9 protein-coding genes are annotated in these 9,056 nt (G+C 71.2%); 5 read left to right on the forward strand and 4 right to left on the reverse strand.

The window, feature by feature from the left end:
* Nucleotides 1-64 precede the first annotated feature (64 nt).
* The gene (locus tag AC08OV_RS08175) at nucleotides 65-739 is read left to right on the forward strand and encodes an ABC transporter ATP-binding protein (protein WP_462187788.1); all 675 of its coding nucleotides are present in this window, start codon (nucleotides 65-67) and stop codon (nucleotides 737-739) included.
* A 116-nt stretch (nucleotides 740-855) separates the two neighbouring features.
* Here the strand turns inward: AC08OV_RS08175 and AC08OV_RS08180 are convergent, their stop codons facing one another.
* Nucleotides 856-2,205 carry an ABC transporter substrate-binding protein gene (locus AC08OV_RS08180; RefSeq protein ID WP_476612994.1) on the reverse strand — a complete coding sequence of 450 codons (1,350 nt, stop codon included), beginning with the start codon at nucleotides 2,203-2,205 and terminating at the stop codon, nucleotides 856-858.
* 117 nt (nucleotides 2,206-2,322) lie between these two features.
* The gene (locus tag AC08OV_RS08185; protein WP_476612993.1) at nucleotides 2,323-3,471 is read right to left on the reverse strand and encodes a MarR family transcriptional regulator; all 1,149 of its coding nucleotides are present in this window, start codon (nucleotides 3,469-3,471) and stop codon (nucleotides 2,323-2,325) included.
* 20 nt (nucleotides 3,472-3,491) lie between these two features.
* Here AC08OV_RS08185 and AC08OV_RS08190 point away from each other — a divergent pair, with 20 nt between their 5' ends.
* Complete coding sequence (locus AC08OV_RS08190; protein WP_476613005.1) at nucleotides 3,492-3,863, forward strand: transposase; 372 nt, start codon at nucleotides 3,492-3,494, stop codon at nucleotides 3,861-3,863.
* Between the two features lie 157 nt (nucleotides 3,864-4,020).
* Nucleotides 4,021-4,473, forward strand: coding sequence for a hypothetical protein (locus AC08OV_RS08195; protein WP_462189237.1), 453 nt, complete (start codon nucleotides 4,021-4,023; stop codon nucleotides 4,471-4,473).
* Between the two features lie 149 nt (nucleotides 4,474-4,622).
* Here the strand turns inward: AC08OV_RS08195 and speB are convergent, their stop codons facing one another.
* The gene (speB, locus tag AC08OV_RS08200) at nucleotides 4,623-5,645 is read right to left on the reverse strand and encodes an agmatinase (RefSeq protein ID WP_476612992.1); all 1,023 of its coding nucleotides are present in this window, start codon (nucleotides 5,643-5,645) and stop codon (nucleotides 4,623-4,625) included.
* Between the two features lie 173 nt (nucleotides 5,646-5,818).
* On the opposite strand from speB, the gene AC08OV_RS08205 reads away from it, so the two are divergent.
* Entirely contained in the window at nucleotides 5,819-6,313 is a 495-nt protein-coding gene (locus AC08OV_RS08205; protein ID WP_476612991.1) for a DUF2752 domain-containing protein, read from the forward strand.
* A gap of 10 nt (nucleotides 6,314-6,323) precedes the next feature.
* Here AC08OV_RS08205 and AC08OV_RS08210 read toward each other — a convergent pair whose 3' ends face one another.
* A complete protein-coding gene (locus AC08OV_RS08210) occupies nucleotides 6,324-7,163 on the reverse strand; it encodes a TrmH family RNA methyltransferase (RefSeq protein WP_476619506.1) in 840 nt (279 codons plus the stop codon).
* Between the two features lie 239 nt (nucleotides 7,164-7,402).
* On the opposite strand from AC08OV_RS08210, the gene AC08OV_RS08215 reads away from it, so the two are divergent.
* Complete coding sequence (locus AC08OV_RS08215; RefSeq protein WP_476615350.1) at nucleotides 7,403-8,896, forward strand: 8-oxoguanine deaminase; 1,494 nt, start codon at nucleotides 7,403-7,405, stop codon at nucleotides 8,894-8,896.
* The last annotated feature ends 160 nt before the right edge of the window (nucleotides 8,897-9,056 follow it).

Here is a 9,056-nt window from a genome sequence, read left to right on the forward strand (position 1 = left end):
TGTACCTGGCCCAGGCTGCCCATCGCCACGATGAAACGGTCCTGAAGCAGCCGCAGGAGGCACGGTGACCACGGCGACAGCCGAACTCGAACTGACCGGGGCGCGGGCCGGCTACGGGACCGTGGAGGTCCTGCACGGTCTGGACCTCGCCATCCCCGCCGGCAAGGTCACCGCCCTGCTCGGGGTCAACGGCGCGGGCAAGAGCACCACCCTGCGGATGCTGGCCGGGCTGATCCCACTGCGTTCGGGCAGTCTGACCTGGCGCGGCGAGGACATCACCAAGATGTCCACCGTCGACCGGGCCCGCCGGGGACTGATGCTCGTGCCGGACGAACGGGCCGTCTTCGCCACCCTGTCGGTCCGGGACAATCTGCAGATCATCGCGGAAGCCAGCGGGCACCCCGACATCACCCCCGCGCTGGAGTCGTTCCCCCGGCTGCGGGAGCGGCTGACGCAGCGGGCCGGATCGATGTCCGGCGGTGAGCGGCGAATGCTGGCGCTCGCCCGCGCCCTGCTGGCCCGCCCCTCGGTCCTGATGGTCGACGAGCTGTCGCTCGGACTATCCCCGAAGGTCGCCGCGGACCTGTTCGGCTGGCTTGCGACGGTCGCCGCGTCGGGCACCACCGTCGTGCTCGCCGACCAGTACACCGAGCAGGCCCTGGCGATGGCGGACCTGGTCTACGTCCTGCACCGGGGCGAGCGGTCCTTCGCGGGCGCACCGGGGGAATTCCGGGCGTAGGGCCGCGAAAGGCCCCGGTGAAAGGCCCCGGTCGAGGTTCCCTCCGTGGCGCCGTGGAGGGTGCCCCGACCGGGGCCCGAGATCACTCGGGCGGTCCCGGACGGTCCCGCGAGAGATCAGCCGGCCTGGTAGGGCAGATCCGGGACGGTGAAGCAGTTGGTGTTCATGTCCTTGACCTGGGTCACCCAGCCGCCCTGGTTTCCGTTCGCCGAGTCCTGCCAACGGGCGACGTTGAGGCAGTTCTGCTCCTGCGACGGCGGTTCAGGCAACTTCTTGAAGTTCCGGCCGGTCGGGATGAGCAGGCCGTGACCGTCGTAGTCCTTGCCGCTGTTCATGTACGCCTCGACGCAGGCGCGGGTGACGTCGGCGCCGCAGGACCGGATCGCGTCGGTCAGCCACTGGGCCGAGGCGTAACCCTCGAGCATCCACAGGTTCGTCTTGGCCACCCGATCGGGCGCGGCCGCCTGCAGATCCTTCTGGAACGTGGCGACCGCGGGAATCTGGGTGTCCGCATAGTTGGCGGTGCCGCCAGTAGAGTAGATCGTGTTCCGGCAATTCGGGGAGGCATTGTAGACCTGGCGGACGTTGTTGGCCCAGCCCTGCGGCGGGGTCACCTTCGCCGTGATCGGCATTTTCTGGGACTCAATGGCGTTGCACAGCTGAGCGTTACCGCCGTCGTCCATCGCGTCGAAGACGATCTGGACGCCACGCCGCTTGAGGTCGAGGACCGTCGCGTCCCAACTCGGGGCGCCGAGATTGATCTGCTCCTCGATGACCGTGTAGCCCTCCTTGCGCAGGCCGTCCGCGATCGACTTGGCGTACCGCTCCGACGGGGCGACGTTGTAGTACACAACCCCGGCGACGTTGGTCTTCAGGTTCTGCTTGAACCAGCGGTAGGTCTCGGTCCCCGCGTAGAGCGTGCCGTTGTAGCCGGGACGGCTGCCGGTGCGCGGATAATAGCTGCCGTAGATCGAGTACAGGTGCGGATACTGATCGTAGGCTGCGGACACGGGCTGGCCGCCGATATCCGGAACACCCTTGGAGTTGATGTACTGCGCACCCGTGTAGTCGAACGCCGTCACCCCGGCGAGCGCGAAGACCTTCTCGTCGTCGACGAGCTTGTGCGCGCAGTTCGCGTTTCCGTCACCGGTGCCCTTGTCGTCACACTCGACGAGGTTCACGGTGCGCCCGTTGACTCCGCCCGCGGCGTTGAGCGCCTTGAAATAGGCCCGCGCCCCGTACAGTGAGGCGGAGAACGTGTCCGGCCCGAAACCGCTGCTCAGGCCGGCGATTGTACCGATCTTGATCTCGGTCGGCGTGACACCGATATCCGAGGCTGTGTTGTTCGACGCCCCGGCCGGTTTGTTGCCGGCCGAGGTCGTTCCGTTGTTACTGGCCCGGCTGCCGCAGGCGACGAGCGCCAGCGACGACAGCACAATGGCGGCGACGAGCGATCTCGCTCGCATGGACATGCTCTCCCCTGGTAGATCGGTGACGCTCGAAACGTTATTGCCGATCAACATCGTCGACGCGTCAACCTAACGACAGCCGGTCCCACTGCCGACTATGTACCGTTAGTTACATCAATGGGCGTTACGGACAAACATTCGGCGCCACCAGCTCCGACGCACCGGTGCGGTGCTCACGCGATCGGCCGGTGCCTTCCCCGAAGTCGGGGTGCTCCCCTCGGCCCCGTCTTCCCCGCCTTCCCGGCGTGCGGTACCCCTGCTCGCCGGCTCGTGGGTCTCCCTGCTCGCGGCCGTCCCCGCGGGCAGGGGCGCGCCGGCTACCGGCCGGCTGCCACCCCCGACGCCGTCGGCGCGCTCCGTGGGAGCCCGCCGCTCCCCGGAAAGCTCGGTTACCGTACCGCCCGGCGACGGCGAGGCATGCGACGCACCACCTGCCGCATCGAGCGAGGCCGGGACGATCGTGCTGCCCAACACGGACATCGCCTCGTCCAGAGCGGCCAAGGCCTGGCCGATCGCTGTGACCGGATCCTCGGCGCGCCCCGGGGCCGGCACGGCCGACGCCGCACCCGCCTCGACCGCCGCCGCCTCGACCGCCGCCGCACCCGCCTCGGCGACCGGGTCGGGCTCGACGACCTGCGACAGGACCAGCTCCGTCACCTCCGCTACCGGCGCCTCCGCTACCGGTGCATCGGCCTCGGTACCCGCCTCCGGGTCGCCAGTGGGTTCCACCTCCACGACCTCGACGACTTCGACGACCTCGACGACCAGCTCGGCGGCTGGCTCCACGAGCAGGTCCACCGGCTCGCCATCGACCGCCTGCTCATCGGTGCCTGTGGCCATGACCGCCTCGGCGGCGGCGACGGCAGGCTCAGAACCCACAGGAGCACGTTCAACCGACGCGGAGACGTCGGGAACAGGCTGGGCCGACGAGGACTCGGCCGACGCGAACGCATCGGGAACAGGCTCGGCCACGGCGGGAAAAGTGACCTCCTCGGCGAGCGCCGGGGGGGCGACGCCGGCGGATTCCACGGCAGGAGCGGATTCCGGTTCCTCGGGCGGCGAGGTCGCCGCGAGCGCCAGACGGTTGAGAATCAGGCCGTCGGGACCCTGACCCCGGTCCAGCCGCCCCGCCTGCGCGAGCTTCCGGCAGACCTGGTTCACCGTGCCCCGGCTCGCCCCGATCGCCGCCGCCAACCTGCCGTCGTCCAAACCCGCGGGAACCTTGGCAAGCTGGTCGAGTATCCGGTCAGCAACAGTAGCCACAAAGCGGGACGGTATACGCCATCTCCTATTCGCCGACAAGCGGGGTCACCCCACGCGGTAATCGTGTCCGTCCCGCTGCCGATGGCACTCGCAATGCCACTCTCGGCGGGCACCCGGTCCGCGGCGGCACACACCCCGCCCGGTCGCCCGATCCACGTCGTTCACGCCGCGACCGGCAGCGCCTCACCCAGGCGCAGCGGGAGCTGTCCCGCACGCGGCAGGGGTCGGTGAACCGGGAGAAGGCCCGGGCGAAGGTGGCGCGGATCCGCGACCGGATCCGCGACCGGATCCGGGATCATCTGCACACGCTGTCCGCGAGGATCATCCGCGAGAACCAAACGGTGGTCGAAGCATGGGGCCACGGCGAGCAAGGGCCACGGCGGCGGGCTTAGCCCGGCCGTCGCCGGGAAGGTCATGCGGCGAGGCGTGCCGGGAGCGGCCTGGGACGCACCGATATCAACAGTGGCCGGACTCGCTTTGCCGGGCGGAATGTTGCGGGATGTCCCAAGCAGGCCGCGCCGCGCCCGTGGGCCGGTCGGGGAGGCAGCCATGACGCAGTCAGCCTCGGGTCCCGAGCAGTTCGACCCGGGTTCCATCGCAGCCGACTCCGAACGGTCGTGGTACCGCGAGGATGCTCCCCTGGAACCCGCGGAGATGCTTGACAGCGACGATCTCGGCTCGACGGATGCCGGCCGAGATCCATTGGACGACAGTTGGGATGCACCCGACAGACCGAGTGCCGGCGTCCGCTATCCGAGCACACCACGTGAGGAGCGTGCGGGGTCGTCCTTCGATCGGCAACTCGCCGCAGAAACGCCGGACGCCGACCCCTACCTGGAAGCCGAGCGGCGGGAGTCCGGGGCTGTTCTCGACGCCGACGCATACGGCGAGGGGACGACGACCCTCGCGGAGGATTACGACGCGAACTTCGCCGTTCCCAGCATCGTCACGCCGGACGTGGGTGCGCGCACGGCTGAGGAGGGCGCCCTGCACCTGGAATGAGGGCGCTCTGCGTGCTCGCGAGAATACGAAGTACTCGTGAGAATACGAAGTGCTCGCGAGAATACGAAACGCCGATGGTTCGGTCGACGGTCCAACCGGCTCCCGGTTGGACCGTCGGTTGCGACAGACGGTTGCCACGGAGGGCCGGCTCAGGCCGGGGCCGACCCAGGCAGGTCCGGAACGCCACCGGCGGCTTCCCGCCTGCGGTAGGCAAGTCCCGCGAAGACCTCCATGGCGACGCGATGGGCGCTGTTGACCGTCGTTTCCGCGTGGTCGTACGGCGGGGAGACTTCGACGATGTCGGCAGCCACGAGCGGCGTGTCGAGCGCGATCTGACGGACCGCCCGCAGCAGGTCGGCCGGGGTCATCCCCCCGGGTTCCGGGGTGCCGGTGCCCGGCGCGAACCCCGGGTCCAGGACATCGATGTCGACCGACAGGTACAGTGCCCGGCACCCGTCCGTGGCCCGCGCGATCGCGTCCACGACGACGTCACGGCTGCCCCGCTGCCAGATCTCGTGCATGAGATGCCAGGTCATCTCCTGCTCGCGCATCCAGGCGAACACGTCCGGCGGCGGCCAGTAGCCGCGTAGCCCCACCTGGACGAAGTTGCGTCCACGCACGGCACCGGACTCGATGAGCCGTCGCATCGGAGTGCCATGCGAGGCGAGGTTGCCGTCGATGACGTCCGCGGTGTCGGCATGCGCGTCGAAGTGCAGCAGACCGAGTTCACCCCAGCCCACGGCGTCGGCCACGCCGGTTGCGGCCGGCCAGGTGATCGAGTGGTCGCCACCGATGACGAGCGGGATCGTGCCGAGCCCGGCGATCTGCGCAACCTTGGCCCGGATGTTGCGATGGGACGCCTCGGTGAGCCCGTGCGGACAGTGCGCGTCGCCGGCGTCGACGGCGTCGAGCCAGTCGAAGATCTCGATACCGAGGTCGAGATGGTAGGTGCCGGGGTTGTAGGCATTGGCCCGCATCGCCCGGGGGCCGAACCGGGCGCCGGGACGGTGGGTCGTCGAGATGTCGAACGGAGCACCGACGACGGCGACGTCGGGCCGGCGGGCTGCCAGCGCCTCCGTCCCGGGCAGCCAGGGCAGTCCGCAGAAGGTCGCGAGCCCCGCGTAGCCGGGGGCGTCCGGGCCCGGCTCACGATCGCCGTTTCGTGCCGTCATCTGTCCCTCCGATCGGGCCCTATCCACTGTCCCACGGTCCGCCACCCCCCGGTCCGCTGTCCCACGGTCCGCCACCTACTGGTCCGCGCCCCGGTTACGCTTCTCCGGTGGAGGTCGCGGCACCGCACCCAGACCACCCGGCACACACGGCGTCGGAACCGACCGGCGCGGCCATGGCTCTGAGCACCCCAGGCACCCCAGGCACCCTGAGCGCCCCGGGCGCCCCGGGCGCCCCGGGGACGACCATCGGCGCGGGCCGGGTCTGGTCACCGCGGGCCCGGTTGGCGGGTTTTGCCGTGCTCGGTGTAGCCGCCGTCGGCGTCTGCGGCCGGGTGTACCTCGTCGACCCCGCCCAGCCGGGCCACTACCCCACGTGCCCGTTCCGGTGGGCCACGTCCCTGGACTGCCCGGGTTGCGGCGCCCTCCGCGGCCTGCACCAGCTTCTGCACGGACACCTCGCGGCCGCGGCCGACTACAATGTCTACTTCGTCATCGCCGCCCCGATGCTGGTGCTCGGCTGGATCGTGGCGGTGGCGCGGGCGGCCGGCTGGCGCCGCCCGTTGCCCCGGGTACCGGCCCGCCTGCTTCCCGCCGTTCCGATACTGATCATCGCCTTCTGGGTGCTGCGGAACCTGCCGTTGCCCGGCTGCCGCTGGCTCGCCTCCTGAAGCCGGCGGCTCAACGGCGGCCCAGCAGGTAGCAGGCGATGGCGGCGGTCGCCGCGACGTTCAGTGAGTCGACCCCGTGCGCCATCGGAATCCGGACCCGGGCTGTCGCCGCCGACTGCGCCGCCGCCGACAGCCCGGCGCCCTCCGTGCCCAGCAGCAACGCGACCCGGGCCGCCTCTGTCACCGGTGCGGGTGCGGGTGCGGGCGCGGGCGCGGCGCAGGCGGTGAGTCCGGCCGCGAAGGAGCCAAGATCCTCGGCGTCCGCCGCCGGAGTCAGCGCCAGCAGCGTGAACCCGGCATCCTGCAGCAGACCGAGGGCCTCCGGCCAGGGTTCGAGCCGGGCATAGGGGACGGCGAACACCTCCCCCATCGAAACCCGCACAGAACGCCGGTAGAGCGGATCGGCGCAGCGCGGGCTCAGGAGCACCGTGTCCATCCCGAGTCCCGCGGCCGAACGGAAGATCGCCCCCAGGTTGGTGTGGCTCACGATGTCCTCACACACCAGTACCCGCCGGGCGTCGACCAGGAGGTCGGCCGCGGCGCGGGGCGGCCGGCGGCCCATCGCCGCAAGCGCCCCCCGATGCACCTCGAAGCCGGTGATCGCCGCGAGCACGTCGGGTCCCGCGACGTACACCGGAACGTCGGCGCCGAGGTCCGCGGGCACAGCCGTCAGGCGCGCGGGCGAGACCAGGACCGAACGCGGCCGGTAGCCGGCCCGCAGCGCCCGGATGATCACCCGTTCGCCCTCGGCGATGAACAGTCCGTCGGCCGGCTCCCGCCGACGGCGCAGCGCGACGTCGGTCAACGAGATGTAGTCGTCGACCCGGGGATCACCCGAATCTTCGATCATGATGACTGGTGGGGCGGTCACGACCGTCACGCCGGCCGACCCGCCAGCCGACCCCGCCGACCCCGCCGACCCCGCACACCTGCTCACGTCATCTGGCACGCCACGACCTCCCGGGCACGGGCGCTTCACCCGACCGTAACGTGCCGGCCGCAGAATCAGCGGCCATGGCCGACCCGCAGAAGGCCCCCACGCTGACGCCCGCCATGCCCATGCCCATGCCCGCCATGCCCACGCCCGCCATGCCCACGCCCGCCGTCTCCCGTCCCGTCGCCGTCCCCGTTCCCACCGACCTGGTCGTCGTCGGCGCCGAACTGGTCGCGACCGTGGACGCCGACCGCCGGGAGATCCGCGGCGGGTGGGTCGCGGTGACGAACGGCCTGGTCAGCGCCCTCGGCGGTCCCGACGAGCCACCGCCTCCCGCCGTGCGCACGCTGCGGGCGGATGGCTGCCTGATCACTCCCGGCCTGGTGAACACGCATCACCACATGTACCAGAACCTCACCCGCGCGTTCGCTCCGGCCCTGAACGGCACGCTGTTCACCTGGCTGTCGACCCTGTACCCGCTGTGGTCCCGGCTGGACGAGGATGCCGTGCACGTCTCCGCCTACGTCGGGCTCACCGAGCTCGCCCTCGGCGGTTGCACGACGACCACGGACCACCTGTACGTGCATCCGCGCGGCGGCGGGGACCTCGTCTCCGCCGAGATCGCCGCGGCGACGGCACTGGGCCTGCGCTTCCATCCCACTCGCGGATCGATGTCGCTGTCGGTGAAGGACGGCGGACTGCCGCCCGACTCGGTGGTGCAGGACGACGCCGAGATCCTCGCCGAGTCGGCCCGGCTGGTGGCCCGTCATCACGACCCCTCGCCGGGCGCCATGGTGCGGATCGCCCTGGCGCCCTGCTCACCGTTCTCGGTCAGCCCGGAGCTGATGCGGGCCACGGCGGAGCTCGCCGAGTCGCTCGACGTGCGGCTGCACACGCATCTCGCCGAGGACCCCGAAGAGGACGAGTACTGCCTCGCGCGGTTCGGCCGGCGTCCCATCGACCAGTTCGCCGAGGTCGGCTGGGGCGGCGACCGGGCCTGGGTGGCGCACTGCATCCGCCCGAACCCCGCTGAGGTGGCCCGGCTGGGCGCCTGGGGCACCGGGGTCGCGCACTGCCCGAGCAGCAACATGATCCTTGGCGGTGGGCTCGCCCCGGTCGCGGAGCTGCGTGCGGCGGGGGTACCGGTGGGACTGGGCTGTGACGGCTCGTCGTCGGCGGACTCGGCGTCGCTGTGGCTGGAGGCCCGCACGGCGATGCTGCTCGGCCGGCTGCGGCACGGCGCCGCGGCGATGTCGGCCCGGGACGCGCTGGAGATCGCCACCCGGGGCGGGGCCGGCTGCCTCGGCCGGGCCGGGGAGATCGGCGAGCTGTCCGTCGGAGCGGTGGGCGATCTGGTGGCATGGCCCCTCGACGGCGTCGGCTTCGCCGGGGCGCTGTCCGATCCCGTCGAGGCGTGGCTGCGCTGCGGCCCGGTCGCCGCCCGCCACACGGTGGTCGCGGGCCGCGCGGTCGTCCTGGACGGCCATCCGGTGCATCCCGACCTGTCGGCGATGCTCGCCCGCCACCGTGAGCTCGCCGCCGGCATGCAGGCTGCCTTCGACGATGCCGGAATCGCTGATGCCGGAATCGCTCCCGGTGCCGGGCGGGCCGCGAGTACGACCGGAGCCAGGGCGGCCGGGGCCCGGTGAACGCCGACAAGACCGACCCTGGTGGGATACCTCCGCGGGGTGTTTGATACAAAGCAACAGGTCAGTTCGGGTCGGTTGGCGACGTCACCCATTCGACCCCGGCGATGGCGTTTTGGCGACACCCGCCGGGACGTCACCCCGAGCAGCCGCCGCCGGTGCC

This window comes from Frankia sp. CeTa3Moorea (assembly GCF_978021225.1).

Coding starts and splice junctions, on each gene's coding strand:
- AC08OV_RS08180 (WP_476612994.1), bottom strand. CDS start 2,205: ATGCGAGCGAGATCGCTCGTCGCCGCCATTGTGCTGTCGTCGCTGGCG.
- AC08OV_RS08195 (WP_462189237.1), top strand. CDS start 4,021: ATGACGCAGTCAGCCTCGGGTCCCGAGCAGTTCGACCCGGGTTCCATC.
- speB (WP_476612992.1), bottom strand. CDS start 5,645: ATGACGGCACGAAACGGCGATCGTGAGCCGGGCCCGGACGCCCCCGGC.
- AC08OV_RS08205 (WP_476612991.1), top strand. CDS start 5,819: ATGGCTCTGAGCACCCCAGGCACCCCAGGCACCCTGAGCGCCCCGGGC.
- AC08OV_RS08210 (WP_476619506.1), bottom strand. CDS start 7,163: ATGATCGAAGATTCGGGTGATCCCCGGGTCGACGACTACATCTCGTTG.
- AC08OV_RS08215 (WP_476615350.1), top strand. CDS start 7,403: ATGCCCACGCCCGCCGTCTCCCGTCCCGTCGCCGTCCCCGTTCCCACC.